This is a genomic window from Jiella flava, from assembly GCF_017349315.1.
Classification (GTDB): Bacteria; Pseudomonadota; Alphaproteobacteria; order Rhizobiales; family Rhizobiaceae; genus Jiella; species Jiella flava.
This window is the reverse complement of the sequence record NZ_JAFMPP010000004.1, coordinates 213,945-236,199: the sequence shown is the minus strand read 5'-3', so window position 1 is coordinate 236,199 and position 22,255 is coordinate 213,945. Positions and strand designations below refer to the sequence as shown.

Sequence of the window (22,255 nt, the reverse complement as noted above, 5' to 3'; positions counted from 1 at the left end):
ATTACAGTCATCCGTGCGGGACAAGGTGGAAAATGCCGGCGGCATTCTCGTCAACATTGCCCCGACAGGCTGCGATCAGCCGGCGGCCTGGCCCGTCGCAGCGTCGGCGAGCTCGGCCGCCTCGCTCGCCGAAGCGGCGCCGGTGGCGGCCTCTTCCGGCAGCTCTTCGACCGGCACGTCTTCCATCTCGCCGATGTCGACGCCCATGTCGCCCTGCTGGCGGGCGATGCCGTCAACCGCAGCGCGCGCGATCAGGTCGCAATAGAGCGCGATGGCACGAGCAGCGTCGTCATTGCCCGGGATCGGGTAATCGATCGGTGCCGGATCACAGTTCGAATCGACGACGGCGACGATCGGAATGTGCAGACGCTTGGCTTCCTCGATCGCGATCGACTCCTTGTTGGTGTCGATGACGAAGATCATGTCCGGCACACCGCCCATATCGCGGATCCCGCCGAGCGCGCGCTCGAGCTTGTCGCGCTCGCGGGTCAGCGTCAGGCGCTCCTTCTTGGTGAAGGCCTGGGCGTCGCCGCCGGACAACAGCTCATCGAGCTTGCGCAGGCGCTGGATCGAACCGGAAATGGTCTTCCAGTTGGTCAGCATGCCGCCGAGCCAGCGCGAATTCACGTAATACTGAGCCGAGCGCTGCGCGGCGTCGGCAACCAGATCGGACGCCTGGCGCTTGGTGCCGACGAACAAAACACGGCCGCCACGGGCCACGGTGTCGGACACGGCGAGCAGCGCGCGGTGCAGCAGCGGCACCGTCTGGGCGAGATCGAGAATGTGGATGTTGTTGCGCGCGCCAAAGATGTAGGGGCCCATCTTCGGGTTCCAGCGGTGGGTCTGGTGACCGAAGTGAACGCCCGCCTCGAGCAGCTGGCGCATGGAATAGTCTGGCAATGCCATCGTGTGTCTGTCCTTTGACCGGTTATGCCTCCACGGAATGAAGCGGCAATCAAGCCGCCACCGGTGGGCGCGACGTGACCGGAGCATCGCTCCAGCCTATCCAACCCGACTTCCGTGTGTGGAATGGGGGGCGCCTTACAGCAATCCGGCCGCTTTGGCAACCGAACGCGGCCAAGCCGCGCGATTTATCGGCCGCAGAGCGAGCCCCATCCGCGCATCAATCGTCGCAGATTCGCCGGCGAATGGCGTGGCGCGAGGCCGCGAACAGCGGAAAATTCCAATTCGGATCGCCCTTCAGGAACACGTCGAAGAAGGGGATGGCAAGATCGGGATCGCTCTTCACATTTTCGCGGAACGATTCCCAGCTGCGCAGCTCGAAGGTCTCCTCGGACAGGTCGATCCCGGCAAAGCCCTGCTCGCTGAGCACCGCATCGAGGATGGTGATGCAAAACTCGAAATAGAAGAAGCCCTCGGGCCAGAAATCGACGATCGGATTGGCTCTGGCGACAAGCACATCCGCGGGGGCCATCGCTTCAGCGCTCGACGCCTTATTGGCCGTATCGCGCACCGGTCCGTTCTGCAGCATCGCCCGCATCAGGAGGCCGGCGGCGAAATGGCTGAAATCGCGACGGTCGCGGTCTGCGATCGGCCGCTGTGCCTCGAAGGCGCGCACCCAGTCGAGAAAGGTGCGCGTCAGCGCCGGCCGCGAACAGACCAGCCGGCTGGCATAGCGCCGATTGAACTGGTCGAGCGCCGTGTCGATGGTGCGCGCGAAGGTGCCAAGCCGGCGAATGCCGTGCTTGAGATCAGGCCCGCTCGCCACCGAGTCGAGTTCGATGTCGCAGGCCGCTGTCGGAACCGATCGTGTCATGTCGCCTCTCCCTCAGCCAGGGCTCAAGGCAGATAGCGCAGAAGCGGCCTCCAGGCCGCGGCGAGGTCCGCCGTCCGCCCGGCCCGCAACAGGGCAAGCCAGGCTTTGGCTTCCGCGTCCACCACCCACTGGGCGCTTTGGAGCACCGTCTCGGCTTCGGCGCCGCTCAGCCGCCGCACCAGAACGGCAAGCCCGCAGACCAACGCGACGATCCGGTTGAGCTCGGCGAGTTCGCCGGCGCCCCCCTCGCCCTGCATAGCCGAAAGGAAATCCCGAATCGGACGGCGGGCCGCAAGTGCCCCAGCCAACGCCGCCGCCGCCTCGACCGGATCGGCCGACGTGCCGGTGCGCCGCCGCATCAGATCGAGGATCAGACTCTCGAAGATCGGTGTGTCGGCCCGCCCCATCTGCGCGAGGACCGCCTGAACGAGCCGATACTGGCTGCGGGCCATGGCGCCTGGCGCATCGGCCTGAACCAATCCCCGGCCGAGCCTGTCGAGATGGTTGGCAAGGTCTTCGGCGCGGTCCGGGCGGATCACCCGAACCGCCTGCTGGGCCCTCGAAAAGACGCCGTCGGCCATCATCGCCACATCGCGAAACGGCGTCACCTGACCGAACACCAAGTCGGACAGCATCCCCGATCGTGCCTCGCGGCGAATGGTCGAGCGCAGACCACGCACCCCATCCTTAAGCGGAAGAGCGAAATCATCGGGCGTTGGAAACATGGCGAGCCTCGTGCCTTGCTATGGGATCATCTAACATAATTGATGCATCCAAATCCATCACGCGGCGTCAAAGCTGATCACGCTTACCTCCCGCGTCATCATGCGCTATCGAACGGATGCGGACCATTCGATCGCGCCTGCTCAGCGGCTGCGCCCTGCCGACACCGTCACTTCGCAGCCATCCGATCGGAGATCCCGTTTGTCCTCCAAGCCAGCCCCGACCAAGACAGCGCCAAGCAACCGCCCCTTCCAGACGCCGACGGCGACGCCGGCGATCTCGCGCATGGACCGTGTGCGGGTGCGCGCCGCCTGGATGTATTATGTCGAGCAAATGACCCAGAACGACATCGCGGCCAAGCTCAATATCGGGCGTGTCACGGTGGTGCGGCTTCTGGCCGAAGCGCGCGCGCGTGGCGAGGTGCAGATCTCGGTATCCGGCCCGATCGCCGAGATCACCCGGCTGGAGCGCGAGTTGGAGGCGCGGTTCGCGCTCGATCAGGCGATCGTCGCGCCGCTTTCGGATCCAAGCGTCGATCCGACGCCGGCGATCAGCGCGGCGATCGGCAGCTATCTCTCCGAGGCGGTGACCAGCGGCGCCACCGTTGGCCTCGGTTGGGGCCGCACGCTGCTGGGGTCCCTGCCCCATATCCAGAGCCGCGGCGTCGACGATCTCAAGGTTGTCTCTCTGCTTGGCGGCATCACCCAGGCCCACCGCTTCAACCCGGCCGAGTTCGTCTGGCGCTTTGCCCAGATCTTCCAGGGCGACGCCTATCTTCTCGCGGCCCCCGCCATCGTCGACAGCGAGGACACCAAGCATGCGCTGATCGAACGCTGCGGCCTCGAACCGGTCATCGCGATGTCCGCCGCCCTTGATCTCCTGGTGTTCAGCGTCGGCGACATCGATTCCGCCTCCAACACCTATCGCAGCGGCTATATCGCCGAGGCCGAGCGGCGCAATCTGGTCGCCGCCGGCGCGGTCGGCGACGTCTTGTTCCACTTCTTCGACGACAGAGGAGAATTCGTCGATCACCCGATCAACAATCTGGTGATTGCCGCCCCTTTGGCGAATATCAAAACCGCCGCGACCCGGGTGCTTGCTTCCGGCGGTCCGAACAAGATAAGGGCGCTGCTCGCGGTGATGCGGATCGTGCCGCCAACGGTGTTCATCACCGACGAGGAGACCGCGCGTGCCATGCTGCGCGCCGGCTAACCTGACCCCCATCGCAAAAATGTCCGAAACCGTTGCGGAATTTGCCACCGCCCGATCGCTTAGGCGCGCGTCTTGCGGCATGCTCGATGCCGGGCACAGCGACGCGGAAGCGATGCGTAACGGAACGATGATGCTATGGACATATTGACATTCGCAAAAACAAATGTTCACAGATAAGGAGGAGGCGATGATCGCATCGATCGATCAGCGACAAATAGGATCATGGCAGTCGGGAGGGCTGGTCTGATGGAACTCTGGCAAATCGCGGTGATCTTTTTGATCGGCGCCTGGCTGCTCCAGTCGGTGGGCACCTGGTTTCAGATGCGCCATTTTCGCGACGTGATGGGAGCCGTCAGCGATAAGTGGTCGGACGGGCGCGTCGGCGCCGGCAATGCGCGCGGCAGCCTCGGCAAGGGCGTCATCGCGCTGGCGGTGGTCGATCCCTCGGAGATCTTGCGAAAAGTCATGGTCATGGAGGGCCGCAGCGTCCTCGCCAAGTTCCAGCCATTGCCCGAATGGGAAGGCAAGCCGCTGTCGGCGCTCCGCGCGGCCGTTGCGGATTCGCACTTCGACAAGGGGCGCGGCAAGGCGCTCGCCAATGCCATCGCCCAGCTCGACCGTGTGCAGCAGCGACAGGCCCACACGTCGATGCAGCCCGCACCGTCGGCAGCATAAGGCGACAGGAGAATACCGCGTCGAGCCACGACGCGGCCATTAGCAAAGGGAGGATGACCGGGTGGCATTGATAATGGTGGCCGCGCATGCGGCCGATATTCCCCATCATATCGCTCTGGCTGGCGATCACGCCCAGGCGCTGGTCCACACCGCGCTCGCTTATCACGGCGCGGCGGGCGGCGGCTCCGCGGACGGTCTCGTCCAGATCGCTCAGGCCGGCGGAACAAACGCCTCAGACGCTAACAACGCCGCTTCCTATGCCCAGCAGGTCCAGAACGTCCGACAGGAGGAGCAGCTGTCCTGGCTGACCACCATCGGCAAGGACTTCATCGGCGTCTTCCAGAAGGGCGGCGAAACCTTCAAAGGCTTCGTCGTCGGCATCATTCCGACCCTCGTGGTCCTGATGACCGCCTTTTACGCTCTGACCGAACTCATCGGCGAACAGCGCGTCCATGGCTTTGCCCGCTTCGCCGGCAAGATCGCGCTCACCCGCTACACCGTCCTGCCGGTGCTGGCGGTGTTCTTCCTCACCAATCCGATGGCCTACACCTTCGGCACCTTCCTCGAAGAAAAGCACAAGCCCGCCTTCTATGATTCGGCGGTGTCCTTCGTGCACCCGATTCTCGGTCTCTTCCCGCATGCCAATCCGGGCGAATACTTTGTCTGGGGCGGCGTTCTCGTGGCCCTGCAGGAGCTCGAATCCAAGGGCGCCCTGCCGCCGAACTGGCACATCCGTCTGGCGATCTTCTACTTTGCCGTCGGTGTCGTCGTCATTTTCTTCAAAGGCATGTTGACCGAGCGCATCACAGCTCTGATGGCCCGTCGTCAGAAGATCGAGCTTTGAGCCAGGCGTTTTTCGCGAGGACATGAGAATGAGCACGACAGATAAGTTCAAGTCCGTCCGGGTCGAGCGTGGCTCGTCCGGCTGGGGTGGCCCTCTGGTGATCACCCCCACGGCGCAACGGGACAAGATCGTGGCGGTGACCGGTGGCGGCATCCCGCCGTTGGCCAGGAAGATCGCCGAAATGACCGGCGGCATCGCCGTCGACGGCTTCCGCTCGCCGCCCGTCGAGGGCGAGATCGCGGCCGTGGTCATCGACTGCGGCGGCACCGCACGCTGCGGTGTCTATCCGCGCAAGCGCATTCCGACCGTGAACCTCACGCCGGTCGGCCAGTCCGGCCCGCTGGCCCAGTTCATCACCGAAGACATCTATGTCTCGGGGGTGAAGCCGGAGAACGTCTCCTACGCCGACGGCAGCGAAGCCAGCGCTGCGCCCGCCGCTGCCGCAACGGACTTTTCGAAGCCCTCCGCCGATCAGCCGACCGGCGCGGCTGCGGCGATGGAGGACGAGCCCCAGGGCGGACTGATCAACATGATCACCTCGGTCGGCCGTGTCATGGGCAAGGCCGTCGGCATCTTCTTCAATGCCGGCCGCCGCACCATCGATCAGGTGATCCGCAACGTCTTGCCCTTCATGGCCTTCGTGACCATGCTGATCGGCATCATCCTTTATACCGGTATCGGCGACGTCCTGGCCGCGCCGATGGGACCGCTCGCCAACAACATCGTTGGCCTGCTGGTCATTGCCGCCATTTGCTCGCTACCCTTCCTGTCGCCGATTCTCGGACCGGGAGCGGTGATCGCGCAGGTGATCGGCGTCGCGATCATCGGGCCGCAGATCGCCAATGGCACGATCGCCCCGCAAATGGCGCTGCCGGCGTTGTTTGCCTACAATGCCCAGGTCGGCTGCGACTTCGTTCCGGTCGGGCTGGCGCTCGGCGAGGCCAAGCCGAAGACCATCGAAATCGGCGTCCCGGCGGTGCTTCTCAGCCGCCAGATCATGGGGCCGGTCTCGGTCCTGATCGCCTGGGCGGCAAGTTTCGCCCTCTGACATGTCGCTCCTTCTGCCCGGCGGTTCGCCGCCGCCGGGCAGAAGAACCAAAGATTTCAAACCGCATCGCTTTTCGCATCTGCTCGCAGTCCGCCCGAAGGAGCCTTTCATGACCACCTACCTGAGGACCGTCATCACCGAAGTCGGGCCGGATGTCGCGGATCTTGCGGAAGGCGGCGTCTTGATCCTGTTCGCCGAGGGCGCGCCGCCGGAGCTGGCCGAAGTCTCGGTTCTTCACCGCGTCGAAGACGGCCCGACGGAAACCGCCCCATCCGTCGGTGCGACGATCGCCGTCGGCGAGGTGACGGCCACGCTCACCGCCCTCGGCGATCTCGCCTGGAATAAAGTCCGCGACATCGGCCACGTCGTCATAAATTTCAACGGTGCGACGGCGGCCGAGCGGCCGGGCGAAATCTGCGCCAGCAGCGTCGACAGCGAAGCTTTCGTTGCCGCGTTGATATCCGGTGCGGCGATCGCCATCACCGACTGAGGCGAGAAGGCGCGACAGCTGCCGTGGCCCGCGGGCGAAGGGCCAAGGCCCCCAACCTTCGCCCGTTCGAATTTTGCATCGGCTTGACGCCTTCAACGCCACATGACGCCGACGCCGCTCGACAGGCGGGCGCAGCCTTGCGCTGTGTCTTGGCCGGAGCCCTTTTTCGCCGGTTCGTCAGCAACAAACGGAGCTTGCCACCATGATCGAGCGAAGCGTCCTCGTCAGCGTCCATGAGGGGCTGCACGCCCGGCCCGCAACGCAGTTCGTCAAGCTGGCCAAGAGCTTTGCGTCCGACATCGAAATCGAATGCAACGGCCGCAAAGCCAGCGCCAAGAGCGCCGTCAAGCTGATGCTTTTGGGCGTGAAGGAAAATGACGAAGCGACACTGCGCATCGACGGCGAGGACGCCGCCGAGGCGCTGTCGGCTCTGGTCACCTTCCTGCAGACGCCGGGCGCCGGCGATATCGATCTAAAAGCGATGACAAGCGCGCCGACGTCGCCGAGCAGCCGCGCGGCGATGCCCGCGCCGGCCCGCGGCCCTGGCGAGCGCCCCTCCGGCATCGCCGCCAGCGAGGGCACCGCGCTCGGCCCGGTTTTCGCCTTCTTCCCGCCGGCCCTCGACATCGATCCGGCGCCCGTCGCCGCGGGCGGGATCGAGGCCGAGATAACCCGCTATCGCACGGCCCTCGACGAAACCACCGGCGCGCTGGCCGCCAACAAGAGGCGGGACGGCGTCAAAGCCGACGATGCCGCCATCATCGACGCGCTGATCGACGTCGCCCGCGACGACGACTTTACTGCCGGCGTCGAAGCCAAGATCCGCTCCGGCCAAAATGCCGCGATGGCCGTCGACGCCGTTGGCAAAGAGCTCTCGGCGAGCTTCGAGGCGATGGAGGATCCCTATATCCGCGCCAGAGCCGAGGACCTGCGCTCCGTCGCCCGCCAACTTGTCTTGACGCTGATCGGCCGCAAGGACGTCACGCTCGCCGAAATGCCTATCGGCGCGATCGTCGTCGCCGACGAAATCACCGCCTGGGATCTTGCCAAGGCGAAACTCTCTAACATCGCCGGCATCGTTTGCCGCAAGGGCGCGGCGACGTCCCACATCGCGATCATGGCGCGAGCCCATGCAATCCCCGCCGTCCTGGGCGCACCGTTCAACGAGGCGGCGCTGAAGGGGGCAAAAACCGCCGCGCTCGACGGTGCCCGCGGCGATGTCGTGCTGGATCCCGATGCGGCGACGGCGGAGCGCTTTTCCACCGCGATCGCCCGCGAGGCCGAGGAACGCGCCGCGCTCGCGAGCTATCGCACCATCGAGCCGGCGACCAAAGACGGCCGCCGCATCGAGGTTGCGGCCAATCTCGGCTCGCTCGCCGAGATTGACAAGGCGCTCGAAGCCGGTGCCATGGGCGTCGGGCTGTTTCGCACCGAATTTCTGTTCATGGAGCGCAAGGTGCTGCCGAGCGAAGCGGAGCAGACCGAGGTCTATACCAGGCTGGCAAAAGCCTTCGCGCCCCATCCGGTGGTGATCCGCACACTCGATATCGGCGGCGACAAGCCGATTGCCGGCGTCGAGTTCGAGCATGAGGACAACCCGTTTCTCGGCTGGCGCGGCGTGCGCATGTGCCTGGAGCGCACCGACATCTTCAAGCCACAGCTGCGCGCGCTGTTAAAAGCCTCGATCGTCGGCAATCTGAAGATCCTGTTGCCGATGATCGCCGATGCCAGCGAGGTCGCCAAGGTTCGCGCGCTGCTCGACGAATGCGCCGACGAGCTGGCCGCCGAAACCGTGCCGATGGGCGCCTATGAGCTGGGGGTGATGATCGAGACGCCGGCCGCCGTCTTCCTCGCCGACGAACTTGCCGCGAGCGTCGACTTCTTCTCGATCGGCACCAACGACCTCACCCAATATGTGATGGCCGCCGACCGGCTGAACCCGAAGGTCGCCGACCTCAACCGCACCGAACATCCGGCGGTGAAAGCGGCGATCGCCAAGGCCGCCAAGGCCGCGGTCGATGCCGGTATCTGGATTGGGGTCTGCGGCGAGGCGGCGGCACGACTCGATCTGATCCCGTTTTTCCTGGAGAACGGCGTCAGCGAATTGTCGATGAGTTCCGCCTCGATCCCCCGCGCCAAGAAGCGCGTCACCGAATGCTGAGCCGGGCCGGCCGACCGTTTTGAAGCCGCGGTCGCGCGCGCCTCAGCTCGGATCGAAGCGCAAGGTCGAACGCTGAGCGCCGGTATCGTCGAAATTGTCCGGCGCGAGCCAAGCTTCGAAGCCGGCCTTCAGCCGCGGCCATTCGTGGTCGAGCATCGAGAACCACGCTGTGTCGCGGTTTTCACCTTTGACCACCATGTGCTGGCGAAACACCCCCTCAAAGCGGAAGCCAAAGCGCTCGGCCGCCCGCTTGGAGGGCCCGTTGCGTTCGTTGCACTTCCATTCGAAGCGGCGATAGCCAAGGTCATCGAACACATAAGCCGCCATCAAAAACAGCGCCTCGGTGGCAATCCGGCTCCGGGCCATGCCGGGCCCCCACAACACGCTGCCGATCTCGACCACGCCGTGCTCCGGCGTGATCCGCATCAGCGCCTGACGCCCCACGGCGCGGCCACTCGCCGGCTCGACGACCGCGAAGAACAGCGGATCGGCTGGCGCTGCCGCGGTTTCGGCCCACTGGCGTAGCTGCGCTTCATTGGCCGGTGGCATATCCGGCAGATAGCGATAGAGGTCGTCATGGCCGGCCAGGGCCGCCCATAATTCCGCCGCATGGCGATCCGGATCGAGCGGTTCGAGCCGGGCATAGCGGCCCTCGAGAGGTTTGCGCTCGGGGCGCCCTCCCGGAAGGCGGAAATCAGGCTGGGCCATCACCATCTGAAAACATCCCTCTGCCATCGCCGACCAAGATGCGGCGAAGTCGCTTTCTGGCCGATTGATAGCAGGCAAGGTGCGACACGATCACGCGCAAAAAAGTGCCGGTGACACGATGGTCACCAGCACTTCGGCGGTCCTTGGGAGGGACGGATCTGTGCTCGCGAAGCCCGGATCGCAACGGCGGGCCGTGCCGATCCGCGCTCCCGATCAGCGCGGCGCGTCAGGCCGTGACTTCGGCGACGTCGAAGACCAAAGACTTGGCGCTGGCGATTTCCTTGTGCGAGCGCACCGTCTCCAGCACCGCTTCGGGCACCGGCGAGTCGACGTAAAGCAGCGCGATCGCATCACCGCCCGGCCGGTTGCGACCGAGCTGGAAGTTGGCGATGTTGACGCCAGCCTGACCGAAAGTGGTGCCGAGCAGACCGATGATGCCCGGCGCGTCGTTGTTGGTCGTGTAGACCATGTAGCGGCCGATTTCGGCGTCGAGATTGATGCCCTTGATCTGGATAAACCGCGGCTTGCCGTCGGAGAACACGGTGCCGGCAACGTCGCGGGTCTGTTTCTCGGTGGTGATCGTGAGCTTGATATAGGTCTCGAACACACCCGACTGGTCGCGCCGCGATTCCGTCACCTGGATGCCGCGCTCCTTCGCCATCACCGGCGCCGAAACCATGTTGACATCCGCCACCTGGCTCTTCATCAGCCCGGCGAGCGCCGCCGAGGTCAGCGCCTTGGTGTTCATCGTCGCGACGGTGCCGTCATAGACGATCTCGACCGACTTGATCGGCTCTTCGGTCACCTGGCCGACAAAGGCGCCGAGGCATTCAGCGAGCTTGACGAAGGGCGTCAGGATCGGCGCCTCTTCGGCGGTGATCGACGGCATGTTGATGGCGTTGGAGACCGCGCCGCGCAGGAGGTAGTCCGACATCTGCTCGGCGACCTGCAGCGCGACGTTCTCCTGGGCTTCCGAGGTCGAGGCGCCGAGATGCGGCGTGCAGACGACGTTGGCAAGACCGAACAGCGGCGATTCCTTGGCCGGCTCGGTCTCGAACACGTCGACGCCGGCGCCGGCGACCTTGCCGCTTTTCAACGCTTCGGCGAGATCGGCTTCGACGACGAGGCCGCCACGAGCGCAGTTGATGATGCGCACGCCGTCCTTCATCTTGGCGATCGCCGCCGCGTTGATGATGCCGCGGGTCTTGTCGGTCATCGGCGTGTGCAAGGTGATGAAGTCAGCGCGCTTCAAAAGCTCGTCGAGCTCAACCTTCTCAATACCGAGCTGGGCGGCGCGTTCGGCCGACAGGAACGGATCGAAGGCAACGACGCGCATTTTCAGGCCGACGCCGCGCGAGGCGACGATCGAGCCGATATTGCCGCAGCCGATCACGCCGAGGGTCTTGCCGGTGATCTCGACCCCCATGAAGCGGTTCTTTTCCCACTTGCCGGCCTGGGTCGAGGCGTCGGCGGCAGGCAGCTCACGGGCGACGGCGAACATCAGCGCGATGGCGTGTTCGGCGGTGGTGATCGAATTGCCGAAGGGCGTGTTCATCACGATGATGCCCTTGCGGCTGGCCGCCGGAATGTCGACGTTGTCGACGCCGATACCGGCGCGGCCGATGACCTTGAGATTGGTCGCCGCCTCGATCAGCTTTTCGGTGGCCTTGGTGGCCGAGCGGATGGCGAGGCCATCGTAATTGCCAATGACTTCAAGGAGCTTGTCCTTGTCCTTGCCGAGATCCGGCTGGAAATCGACGTCGATGCCGCGATCCTTGAAGATTTGCACGGCGGTGGCCGACAGCTTGTCGGAAACGAGAACGCGAGGTGCCATCAGAGAGGTCCTTTGGAGCGATTGCGACGCGGCGCGGTCGGCTGCCCGTCGCACAAAAATCTTGTGCCGCCTTCTCCGGTCGTCAGTCCGGCCTGAAGCCGGGACCGATGCCTTGGCCTTCCGGCCGGCAGGTTCACGAAGAGCCGCCTTGGCGCGATCGGAAACGGTGCGACGATTGCTGCGGATCCCGGCCCCAGGCCGGGACGATCAAGCGTTGGAGCGGGCGACGCCCTTGGTCCTTGTCCGCCCGGGCCGCCAATCGCGGCCCCTCAAGATGAGGACGAAGGGCGACGCCGAGCGTCCTTAAGCGGCCTGCTTCAGCGCGGCTTTCTGCTCGTGATAGGCGTAAGCCAGCCAAGGCATCAGCGCTTCGAGATCGGCCGCTTCGACGGTCGCCCCGCACCAGATGCGAAGACCGGCCGGCGCATCGCGATAGGCCCCGATATCGAGGGCGACGCCCTCCTTCTCGAGCAGCGCGGCAACGCCCTTGGCAAACGCATTCTGCGCGTCCTCGGACTCTGCCGTCAGGTCCGGATCGCAGAAGGTCAGGCAGACCGAAGTGTTGGAGCGGATCTCCGGGCGCTTGGCGAGGAAATCGATCCAGTCGTTCTCGGCGACGAACTTCTCGATCACCGCGAGATTGGCATCGGCGCGCGCCTTCAGCGCTTCGAAGCCGCCGATCTTTTTGGCCCAAGCCATCGCGTCGAGATAGTCCTCGACGCACAGCATCGACGGCGTGTTGATCGTCTCGCCCTTAAAGATGCCTTCGATCAGCTTGCCGCCCTTGGTCATGCGGAAGATCTTGGGCAGCGGCCGATCGGGGGTGTAGCTCTCCAGCCGTTCGACAGCGCGTGGGCTGAGGATCAGCATGCCGTGCGACGCCTCGCCGCCCATCACCTTCTGCCAGGAGAAGGTGACGACATCGAGCTTGTCGAAGGGGAGATCCTGGGCGAAGGCCGCCGAGGTCGCGTCGCAAATCGTCAGGCCCTGACGGTCGGCGGGAATGACGTCGCCATTCGGCATCTTCACACCGGAGGTGGTGCCATTCCAGGTGAAGACCACGTCGCGGTCGAAATCGACGTCGGCGAAATCGACGATTTCACCATAGGCCGCCTCGAACTTGCGCACGTCGTCGAGCTTGAGCTGTTTGATTGCATCGGTCACCCAACCGGCGCCGAAGGATTCCCAGGCCACCATGTCGACGCCGCGGGCGCCGAGCATCGACCACATCGCCATCTCGACGGCGCCGGTGTCGGAGGCGGGAACGATGCCGATGCGATAGTCCGCCGGAACGGAGAGGATTTCGCGGGTTTCGTCGATCGCCTGGGCAAGCTTGGACTTGCCGATCTTAGCGCGATGCGAGCGCCCAAGCGCGGCATCGGCGAGCGCTTCCAGCGACCAACCAGGTCGCTTCGCGCAGGGTCCAGACGAGAAACGGGGATTTGCCGGACGCATGTCCGGCTTGGAGATCTGTGCCATCTTGTAGCTACCCTTTCAGATAGGCGCCTCTCGTTGGGGAGAGGTGTCCCGCTCACGGCGCTACTCCTGTCGCCCTTCCCCGTCAAGCGACATTTTCGTGGCAGACGGCCTTCGAGCGCCGGGCGTCCGATCGGACGCAGACAGGTCGCTCTCACCCTTTGAATCGACGCATCGGCCGGCCCATGCCGGATGCGAACCCTCAACGTCTGCCGCAAGGCGACGAAATCGATCATGCCCTCAACGGCTTGATCATTCCCGCCAAATGACGACAGGCCCACATCCGATGCCGAATGCGGGCCTGTCGATTTTTTCAGATCGCGATCGTCCGTCGCAGCCGCGCGCCGGGCCGCGTGACGCTCTCGCCTCAACCGTAGTGGTTGCGCACCAGCGCGTTGGCGATCTCCTCGCGACCGATGATGCCGACGATATCCTCCGGCCGGGGCAGGCCTCGGGCTTCACGCACCACGATGGCGTAGGTGCGGTTGCGCCGGTTCATCCGGGTCACGACCGTGTTGAGGTTGTTGGCGTTGGTGGCGATGATGAACTCGCTGGAGGCGATGTCGGCAAGCGTCTGCCGGGCGAAGCGATCGGCCTGATAGGGGATCGTGCCGAAACGAACGTACCCGGTGATTCGCGTGCCGTCGGTGGTGACCACGCGGGTCTTGTGCACCTCGACCTGCTTCAGCGCCTCGGTCACCGTCATGGAGCCCGGCAGGACGACGAAGTCCTTGTACATGACCTCGCTCGCCTGGCGCACCAGGAACATGTTGGTGGTGCGGTCCGTCGGGATCGGCTTGCCGCGATGGCGCAGCTTGATCGTATAGATGTCGGCGGTGGTCAGCGCGCGCCGGACACCGATCGCGATCGCCACGGAAATGACCAGCGGCAGGATGATCTCGTAGTCGCGGGTCATCTCGAAGATCATGACGATCGCCGTCATCGCCGCCGAGGTGGCACCGCCGACCATCGAGCCCATGCCGATGATCGCGAAGGTCTGGGGCGAGATGCCCGAACCCGGCAGCAACGCCTCGCCGAACAGCCCGACCGCGCCGCCCAGCGTCGCGCCCATGAACAGACTCGGCGAGAAGATGCCGCCCGAAGCGCCGGAGCCGAGGCTGAGGCAGGTGGCGATCAGCTTGCCGGCGAACAGGATGAGCAGCAGCCAAGCGGTGGTCATGCCGCCGTTCAGGACGTCCTGAATAGTCGAGTAGCCGACGCTGTAGACATGGTAATGGCCGGTGAAGAGCATGAAGGCGTAGCCGAGCAGGCCCACGGCGAACATGCCGATGATGTTCTGCAGATACGGATTGATGCCCGATTCCTCGAACACGTCCTCGGCCTTGGCGAGCAGCTTGATGAAGAGCCAGGAGGCCAGGCCCATCAGGACGCCGAGCAACGCCGCGACCAGGAGTTCGGCGCCGTTGACGAGGTGGCCCTGGGCCAGACCGTCGAAGGGCACGAGGAAGGCCGATTCAACGCCCATCACCGCGCGATAGACGTAGGTCGAGGTGGCGGTCGCCACCACCACCGGCAGGAAGGTGCGGGCAGAAACCTCCGGGAGCAGGACTTCCGAAGCAAACAGCACGCCGCCGAGCGGGGTGTTGAAGGTCGCCGCGATGCCGGCGCCGGCGCCGGCCGAAAGCAGCGTGATCTTCTGGTGCTGCACCAGCCGCAGCATGCGGGCGAAGGTCGAACCGAAGGATGAGCCGATCTGAATGATCGGCCCCTCGCGGCCGACCGAAGCGCCGGTGCCGATCGAAATCGCCGAAGCCAGCGACTTCACCGCCGCGACGACGCCGCGAATGTTGCCGTTCTGGTGATAGATCGCGAACATCACTTCCGGCACGCCGTGGCCCTTGGCTTCCGGCGCGAACTGGCGCACCAACCAGACAACGATCAGGCCACCGATTACCGGAATGAGGATGATGCCCGCGCCGAAAGAACTCGGCGGGCCATAGGCATTGGGATCGAGCCGGAAGCTGAAAACGCCGTAAAAGGCGAAATTGTAGATCAAGGCGATCAGGAACTTGAAGAAGATCGCTCCCAGGCCCGCAACGATACCGACGATCAGGGAGAGAACAAGCATCACCTTGAGGGTGACTTCCCGCTCCGGCGGCGCCACCGCCTCCGATGCGACGGTCGCAGCGGCGGAGACGGGCGGATTTGCGACGGACATGGGAACTGACAAACTTTTGCTGGAATGGCTTTCGGGAGGGCCCTTCTATTTCATCATTGGTCGCCGAGCGGAAGGGTGAAATCGCAAAAAATGGCTCTTCGGTGACATTTTTCCGGCGCCCTCAAGGCTGGCGGGTCGACGAGCCTCCTCGAGGCCGTGCGCTCACCGGACCCGTCCGAGATCACAGGGGTGGTCGACGAACGATCGAATGCGGCAAGATGACATCCGTTGATTTTCCGGCACGATCACAGGCCGGGTGACCGCACATGGCGGAAAGTGAGAGAAGGCGGCAGGCTGTCGGAACCGTCTTTTGCGGCGTGAACCGGATCGCCCTTATCGCCAGCGCCCTTCGCTCGCCGAAGACCGCTGGCGGGTCTGATTCGCCGTTCAGCGCGCTTCGATCCGCAAGGACTTGCCGACGATCTTGGCAAATTGCTGCAGCCGCCCGTCCGGCCGCTCGCCGACGAGATCGGCGAGATGGGCCGGCAACACCAACGTGAAGCCGCCGCGCGGATCCTGCGCCCATTTGAACTGGTCGAGAATGCCGGGCATCGACGCGGTCAAAAGATAGGTCACTCGGAACAGCGAAGCGAGGATCTGCGCCCGCTTCAGCAGACGGTCGCCGGCGAGACTTTCGAGCTCCGGAATGTGCTGCTGTTCGAGGCTGCCTTCATGGCGGTAAAAATTGGCAAGCCCCAGAAACGCCCGGCCGCGATGATCCACCGCCGGCATCGCCGCATGGGCGATGATCGACAGCGCCTGCTTGCCGCGGTAGTCGGGATGGGCGCGCCAGCCGATATCGGCGAGCAGGCAGGCGGCGATCCGCAGCCGCTCCTCTTCCGGCGTTTCATCGATGCCGAGCGCTTCGAAGCTACGCCCCACCCAGTCGACCAGTTCCCGGGCGTGGGCGGGCGAGCGCGAACGCAGGATCGCCAGTTCGCGCGCCGCTTCGATCAGCGGATCCTTGGCCTTTTCCTCGTCCGAGAGCTGCTCATAGAGGAATCCCTCCCGCACGCCCAGCGCCGACAGAACGATCTTCTGCGGTTTGACGAAACGCAGAACGCTGCGCATCGACACCGCGCCATAAGCCAACAAGGCGCGGCGCGACTTCGAGACGGCGTCGATTCCGGCCAGCTTGTCGGGATCGGATTTGACCACGACATCGAGGAAGGCGTCAAAGCTAGCCGCCGGAATTTCGTAGGCGTGCATGACATGCAGCGGATAGGTCTGCTGTTCCATGTGCAACTTGGCGAGATTGCGCCAGGTGCCGCCGACGGCGAAGAAGGCCCGCCCCTGGCCTCGACCGGCCAGCGGCGAGGCCGAAACGTGGCTGTCGGCGATCGATTGGGCTTTGACAAGATCACCGCCGGACAGATCGCGCAGGCGAAGCCCGCCGAGCGGTGTCGTCATGCCCTCGCCAAGGCCAGCCGGCGTCACGTCGATCAGCTCGAGGCTGCCGCCGCCGAGATCGCCGACGATGCCATCGGGCTGATGGAAACCGGCCAGAACTCCATGGGCGGCGCCCCGGGCCTCGTCCGCGCCGGACAAGATGATGATCGGTTGGTCGAGGATCGCCTCGGCCGCCGCGACGAAATCCGATCCGTTCTGGGCCTCGCGCGCGGCCGCTGTGGCGATCGGATAGAGCTGCGCCACCCCGGCCTGCTCGACCAGGATCTTGAAGCGGCGAAGGGCCGACAAAGCGCTTTCGACCGCCTGATTGTCGAGGCGGTTGGTCTGCGTCAGGCCCTTGCCGAGACCGCTCAAGACCTTTTCGTTGAACAGCACCGTCAGCGACCGCGCCAGCCCCTCATAGATGACGAGGCGAACGGAGTTCGATCCGATATCGATCACGGCGACCGGCATCAAGCCGGGCAAGCGACCGAAGGCGGTGGGGTCAGTCGAAGCGGCCGTGTTCGGCCTTTTGCCTTGCAATGAGTCTTGGAGCATCCGTCTTCAGCGCTTTGCCGCGACCCGAAAGACTCGGGTTGGTCATGAAGTAGCGTTGGGCGTTGAAGGGCTGTTCGCCCGACGAGGGTACGATATGGCGCGACGCCCCGTCCGCGGCTACCGACCAACTCTGCTGATTGTCAAGGATATTGCCAAGCATGATCTGCGACAACACCTGGCTATGCACCGTCGCATTGGTCAAAGGCACCAGCACTTCCACCCGCCGATCGAGATTGCGCGGCATCATATCGGCCGAGCCGACATAGACGATCGCCTGTTCGGACGGCAGGCCCTGGCCGTTGCCGAAGCAGAAAATGCGGCTGTGCTCGAGAAAGCGACCAACGATCGATTTGACCCGGATATTGTCCGAAAGCCCCGGAACGCGAGGCTTCAGGCAGCAAATGCCGCGCACCACGAGATCGATCTCGACGCCCGCCCGGCTCGCCCGGTAGAGCGCGTCGATCACTTTGCCGTCGACGAGCGAATTCATTTTCATCCAGATCTGGCCGGGACGACCAGCCCGCACATGGGCGATCTCGTCCTCGATATGGCCGATGATCTTTGACCGCATCGTCACCGGTGAGACCGCGAGCTTGTGGACGTCCGACGGCTCGGCATAGCCGGTGATGTAGTTGAAGACCAGGCTGACGTCGTGGGCGATGTCCGGATCGGTGGTGAAATAGGACAGGTCCGTGTAGATCTTGGCGGTGATCGGGTGATAGTTGCCGGTGCCGATGTGGCAGAAGCTGACCAGCCGGCCCTCTTCCCGCCGCACCACCAGCGACAGCTTGGCATGGGTCTTCTTCTCGATAAAGCCGAAGACCACCTGCACCCCTGCCCGTTCCATGTCGCGGGCCCAGCGGATATTGGCCTCCTCGTCGAAGCGGGCCTTCAGCTCGATCAACGCCGTCACCGATTTGCCGGCTTCGGCGGCATCGATCAGCGCGCGCACGATCGGCGAGTCGTTCGACGTGCGATAAAGCGTCTGCTTGATGGCGATGACATTCGGATCGGCGGCGGCCTGACGGACGAACTGCACCACGACGTCGAAGGATTCATACGGGTGATGGACGACGATGTCCTTCTCCCGGATCGCCGCGAAGCAATCGCCGTTGTGCTCGCGGATACGCTCCGGAAAGCGCGGAATGTAAGGCGTGAACTTCAAATCGTCGCGCGCCAGCTTGCAAAGCTGCGACAAGGAATCGAGGGCGAGCATACCGTCCATCACGGAGATCCGTGATTCGGGCACCTCAAGCTCGGCGGCGACGAAATTGCGCAGGCTCTCCGGCATCACCGAATCGAACTCGATGCGGATCACCGAGCCGCGCCGGCGCCGCTTCAATGCGCTTTCGAAGTGCCGCACCAGATCCTCGGCCTCTTCCTCGACCTCGATGTCGGAGTCGCGGATGATGCGGAAAGTGCCCGACCCCTTCACCCGGTAGCCGGGGAAAAGCTTGGCGATGAAGGCGGCGACGACGCTCTCGATCGGCACAAATCGCGCCAGACCGTCGTCGCGCAGCGGCATCTCAATAAAGCGCGGCAGTGCCACCGGCAGACGCAACAGGGCGTTCATTTTGTTCGAATCACGCTCGCGCACCAGCGACAGCGCGATCGAGAAGCCGAGATTGGGGATGAAGGGAAACGGATGGGCCGGATCGATCGAAAGTGGCGTCAGCACCGGGAAGACGCGCTCTTCGAACACCTTCTGCAGCCAGGCCCGATCGGCACCTTTCAACTCGCCGGCGCCGACGATCATGATCTTTTCCGCCCGCAGCGCCTTCATCATTTCGGCGAGCGATGCCTGCTGCTCGCTCTGCAGCCGGCTGACCTCTTCGAGAATCTGCTCGAGCTGCTCCTGCGGCGTCAGTCCGTCGATCGAACGCACCGGCAATTTTTCGCGGACCTGGCCGGCCAGACCTGCGACGCGCACCATGAAAAACTCGTCGAGATTGTCGGCGGAGATGGACAGGAAGCGGACCCTTTCGAGCAACGGATGCTCGAGGTTTTGCGATTCTTCCAGAACCCGGCGATTGAACTGCAGCCACGAAAGTTCGCGATTGATGTAACGATCGGCGGGGAGTTCGGCGTCGACCTCGATGGCCGACCGCGCCGGTGGCTCTCCGGGTGACGGAACGTCGGCGAGGATCATGGCCGCTTCAGACACCAGCGCTGCGGCTTCCTCGCTCATCTCAGGGGCCACCGTCACGGCTGCCGGCTCGGGCTTTGCTCTCGCCGCTTTCACGGCCCGCGTAGGCTTGGCCTTTGCGGCTACGGGTTCAACATGCGCTGCTGCGGCGTCCCCCTTCGTTCCGGCAGATTTGGGCCGCTGCGCCGGTGCTCGCTTCGCACGGCGACGCGGAACGGCAGTTGCGGCGACCTGGCGTGTGCGGCGGGGCGTCCGAGTCATCCCGTCGGCGCCCGCGGCGGTGCCGGCCGCCTCACCTGCATCGCCCGACGGGCCTGCAGGTTTCCTCGCCCGACCCTTCGGCGCTCCAACGCCCGAGGATGCGGTACCGTCGGACCAGATCTCTTGATCGGCGCCGGAACCCTTTCCCTCGTTCGCATCGGTCATCACTTCATCCCTTTCGATCGCCGTCTCGCCTGAAACATCGGCCCGAAAATCATCGTTCGGCAAGGCACGATGCTAAAAAATCAAAAAGTCAGCGCGTCCTTTGCGCGTCGATTCGAACGCCCGTCGCTAACGTCGGCGCATCACGTCTTCATGACATGACGCAATCACCGCAAATGCCAACTATTTTCGTCTGTGCCCTCTTCCAAGACCCGGCGCAACAACGGGCGCGTCACACGCCCCTTGACCGCGAGCGCTTCCCTGTCGACCGCTGCGACGATACGGCGAGCCGCATCGAGCGAACGCTCCATTCGTTCGACCAGATAACGCAGCGCCCCGGGCTCCACTTCGAGCTGCCGATCGGCGAACAGTTTGGCAAGCACCCCGGTCAACAGGGAGTCATCCGGCGCGCCGAGCAAAACCGCGGTGGCGGCCGCCAGGCGGGAGCGCAGATCCGGCATCGCAACGGTCATTGCGGATGGGAGGCTACGGCTGGTCAAGAACACCGAGCCGCCACCGAGGCGCGCAGCATTGACGAGCGAAAACAGCGTCGGCTCGTCAAGCTTGCCGGCATCGACATCGTCCACAACAACACGGAAATCCCGCATTGCGATGATCTCGCCGACAGTGTCCCGATCGGCGGTTACCGCCCCGGCCTCGCCGGCCCAGACGCAAGCGAGATGACTCTTGCCGGAACCCGGTGGCCCCGAGACCAGAAGCACCGGATGCGGCCAGTCCGGCCAGGCGTCGATCGCGTCGACCACCAAGCGATTGGCCGCCGAGACCACCAGATCGTCGCGGGCAAGCGAGGGATGGTGGGGAAGCTCGAGCGGCAACTGCCGGGCCATGGGCAACCTCAGACCGGCGAATCGATGCGGGGCCGCGCTGCCGCCGGCAAGGCCGCCGCCGCATCCGGTGCGATCGCGGTGCGGTCCTGCGCCGGCGGCTCGCGCCCGTAATACATCTCGCTCTGAAGATACTGCGTCAGCGCAAAACGGACCAGCACGCCGACCGCCGCCGCCGAGGGAACCGCGATCAACAGCCCGACAAAGCCGAACATCGCACCAAAGGCGAGCAACGCGAACATCAGCCAGACGGGATGCAGCCCCACCGAGGCGCCGACGAGCTTGGGCTGCAGAATGTTGCCCTCAAAAAACTGGCCAATGAAGAACACCGCCGCCACCGCGACGATCCATGGCCAATCGGGCCAGAACTGCACCAGCGCGACGCCGATCGACAGGAGCAGACCGGTGATCGAACCGACATAGGGGATGAAAGAGATCAACCCGGCGAACAGGCCGATGAGCAGGCCGAAATTCAGGCCGACCACCGTCAGGCCGAGACCGTAAAAGGTGCCGAGGATGAGACAGACACTGCCCTGCCCGCGCAAAAAGCCGGCAACCGAGCGGTCGATGTCGCGCGCCAGCCGGCGCACGGTGTCGATATGCTGGCGCGGGATCCAGTCATCGATCTTGGCGACCATCCGGTCCCAATCAAGCAGCATGTAGAAGGCGACGACCGGGGTCACCACGAACAGGGAAACGAAGTTCATCACCGCCAGGGATGACGACCAGAGCGAGCCGATGAAGGAGGTGATGATGCCCGAGCCCTCGCTCACCAGCTTGGCGAGATCCTGCTTCAGATTGGCCTCGCCCTGCGGCAAGAGCCAGCCGATCGAACTGCTGCGCAAAGCCCCGAGCAGGCCCTGGAAGCGATCGACATAATCGGGAATGCGCTGGGTCAGTCCGCCGACCTGATTGACGATCACCGGCACGAGGATGCCGATCACCGCGATAAAGACGACGGCGAACAGGCCGAGAATGACCACGGTCGCGACCAGGCGGGACAGGCCCCGCCGCTCAAGCCAATCGGCCACCGGGTCGAGGAAATAGGCGATCACCATGCCAAGCACGAACGGCAGCAGGATCGAGGAGAACAGCCACAGGAGCAGCACGGCCACGAGGGCCGCGATGCTCCAGAACATTATCTGCCGGCGGATCAGCACGCTTCGATCGGTCATGGGCGGTCGCTCTCTCCGGGGTCCGGCTCGTCGGGCGAGGCCATGTGCCGTAGCCAGTCGATCAGATAGGCGGCTGCTGATGCGATGGTCAAGACGAGGGTCAGCCCGACCATCAGCTCGCTGATGCCGCCGAGCCGGACGCCGAGCGCCGATTCGCCGAGCACGCTCGCCGCCAAGACGATTTGCGCCGCGGTATTGGCTTTCGAGATGAACAGCGGGCGCACCGTCATCGGCAGGCCCATGATCGAGCTGAGCATGACCGCGGCAACGATCAAGACGTCGCGGCTGACCACGGCGATCACCAGCCAGTCGGGCAAGCGGCCGAGCAGACCGAGGCCAATGAAGACCGTCGACAACAGCGCCTTATCGGCGATCGGATCGAGATACAGCCCGAGGGTCGATTGCTGATTGAAGTGGCGGGCGATCGCCCCGTCGATCGCATCGGAGATGCCGGCGACGACGAAGGTGATGAAGGCAATCCCCCAGCGCCCGTCGATCAGCGCCCAGACCATCACCGGCACGGCGAGAAGACGGCCAATCGAGATCAGATTGGGGATCGTCATCGCCGGCCGCTCCGGCGGACAGCCTTCCG

Annotated in this window: 18 protein-coding genes; 6 read left to right on the top strand and 12 right to left on the bottom strand. The window is 64.5% G+C overall.

The annotated features are described in order from the left end of the window. Window positions 1–75 precede the first annotated feature (75 nt). From rpsB to J1C48_RS07165, 3 genes are all read right to left on the bottom strand, one after another. A complete protein-coding gene (gene rpsB, locus J1C48_RS07175) occupies window positions 76–906 on the bottom strand; it encodes a 30S ribosomal protein S2 (RefSeq protein ID WP_231081630.1) in 831 nt (276 codons plus the stop codon). Window positions 907–1,123: 217 nt separating this feature from the next. After that, the gene (locus J1C48_RS07170; protein ID WP_207257125.1) at window positions 1,124–1,777 is read right to left on the bottom strand and encodes a hypothetical protein; all 654 of its coding nucleotides are present in this window, start codon (window positions 1,775–1,777) and stop codon (window positions 1,124–1,126) included. 23 nt (window positions 1,778–1,800) lie between these two features. Next, window positions 1,801–2,502 (bottom strand): hypothetical protein, encoded by a 702-nt coding sequence (locus tag J1C48_RS07165; RefSeq protein ID WP_207257124.1) that lies wholly within the window; start codon window positions 2,500–2,502, stop codon window positions 1,801–1,803. A 199-nt stretch (window positions 2,503–2,701) separates the two neighbouring features. On the opposite strand from J1C48_RS07165, the gene J1C48_RS07160 reads away from it, so the two are divergent. The 6 genes from J1C48_RS07160 (at window position 2,702) to ptsP (ending at window position 8,930) form a co-directional block, all read left to right on the top strand. Further along, a complete protein-coding gene (locus J1C48_RS07160; RefSeq protein WP_231081631.1) occupies window positions 2,702–3,712 on the top strand; it encodes a sugar-binding transcriptional regulator in 1,011 nt (336 codons plus the stop codon). Window positions 3,713–3,958: 246 nt separating this feature from the next. Beyond that, entirely contained in the window at window positions 3,959–4,387 is a 429-nt protein-coding gene (locus J1C48_RS07155) for a transcriptional regulator GutM (protein ID WP_207257123.1), read from the top strand. Window positions 4,388–4,460: 73 nt separating this feature from the next. After that, window positions 4,461–5,231 (top strand): PTS glucitol/sorbitol transporter subunit IIC, encoded by a 771-nt coding sequence (srlA, locus tag J1C48_RS07150; protein ID WP_207257169.1) that lies wholly within the window; start codon window positions 4,461–4,463, stop codon window positions 5,229–5,231. A 28-nt stretch (window positions 5,232–5,259) separates the two neighbouring features. After that, window positions 5,260–6,279 carry a PTS glucitol/sorbitol transporter subunit IIB gene (srlE, locus tag J1C48_RS07145; protein WP_207257122.1) on the top strand — a complete coding sequence of 340 codons (1,020 nt, stop codon included), beginning with the start codon at window positions 5,260–5,262 and terminating at the stop codon, window positions 6,277–6,279. Window positions 6,280–6,388: 109 nt separating this feature from the next. Continuing rightward, complete coding sequence (locus tag J1C48_RS07140) at window positions 6,389–6,769, top strand: PTS glucitol/sorbitol transporter subunit IIA (protein ID WP_207257121.1); 381 nt, start codon at window positions 6,389–6,391, stop codon at window positions 6,767–6,769. Between the two features lie 202 nt (window positions 6,770–6,971). Beyond that, a complete protein-coding gene (gene ptsP / locus J1C48_RS07135; RefSeq protein WP_210345340.1) occupies window positions 6,972–8,930 on the top strand; it encodes a phosphoenolpyruvate--protein phosphotransferase in 1,959 nt (652 codons plus the stop codon). 42 nt (window positions 8,931–8,972) lie between these two features. Here the strand turns inward: ptsP and J1C48_RS07130 are convergent, their stop codons facing one another. From J1C48_RS07130 to J1C48_RS07090, 9 genes are all read right to left on the bottom strand, one after another. Then, window positions 8,973–9,638 carry a GNAT family N-acetyltransferase gene (locus tag J1C48_RS07130; RefSeq protein WP_207257167.1) on the bottom strand — a complete coding sequence of 222 codons (666 nt, stop codon included), beginning with the start codon at window positions 9,636–9,638 and terminating at the stop codon, window positions 8,973–8,975. A gap of 226 nt (window positions 9,639–9,864) precedes the next feature. Further along, entirely contained in the window at window positions 9,865–11,472 is a 1,608-nt protein-coding gene (gene serA, locus J1C48_RS07125; RefSeq protein ID WP_207257120.1) for a phosphoglycerate dehydrogenase, read from the bottom strand. 303 nt (window positions 11,473–11,775) lie between these two features. Then, window positions 11,776–12,951, bottom strand: coding sequence for a phosphoserine transaminase (locus J1C48_RS07120; RefSeq protein ID WP_207257119.1), 1,176 nt, complete (start codon window positions 12,949–12,951; stop codon window positions 11,776–11,778). A 364-nt stretch (window positions 12,952–13,315) separates the two neighbouring features. Next, window positions 13,316–15,127 carry a chloride channel protein gene (locus tag J1C48_RS07115; protein ID WP_207257118.1) on the bottom strand — a complete coding sequence of 604 codons (1,812 nt, stop codon included), beginning with the start codon at window positions 15,125–15,127 and terminating at the stop codon, window positions 13,316–13,318. Between the two features lie 387 nt (window positions 15,128–15,514). Further along, on the bottom strand, window positions 15,515–16,990 hold the full coding sequence (locus tag J1C48_RS07110; RefSeq protein WP_231081633.1) for a Ppx/GppA family phosphatase: 1,476 nt from the start codon (window positions 16,988–16,990) through the stop codon (window positions 15,515–15,517). Window positions 16,991–17,021: 31 nt separating this feature from the next. Further along, window positions 17,022–19,262 (bottom strand): RNA degradosome polyphosphate kinase, encoded by a 2,241-nt coding sequence (locus tag J1C48_RS07105; RefSeq protein WP_207257116.1) that lies wholly within the window; start codon window positions 19,260–19,262, stop codon window positions 17,022–17,024. Window positions 19,263–19,810: 548 nt separating this feature from the next. Beyond that, window positions 19,811–20,491: an HdaA/DnaA family protein gene (locus J1C48_RS07100; protein ID WP_207257112.1), complete on the bottom strand. Its 681-nt coding sequence runs from the start codon at window positions 20,489–20,491 to the stop codon at window positions 19,811–19,813. Between the two features lie 8 nt (window positions 20,492–20,499). Beyond that, window positions 20,500–21,663 carry an AI-2E family transporter gene (locus J1C48_RS07095; protein WP_207257110.1) on the bottom strand — a complete coding sequence of 388 codons (1,164 nt, stop codon included), beginning with the start codon at window positions 21,661–21,663 and terminating at the stop codon, window positions 20,500–20,502. Beyond that, window positions 21,660–22,226, bottom strand: coding sequence for a CDP-alcohol phosphatidyltransferase family protein (locus tag J1C48_RS07090; RefSeq protein WP_207257107.1), 567 nt, complete (start codon window positions 22,224–22,226; stop codon window positions 21,660–21,662). The genes J1C48_RS07095 and J1C48_RS07090 overlap by 4 nt, the downstream gene beginning before the upstream one ends. Window positions 22,227–22,255 lie beyond the last annotated feature (29 nt).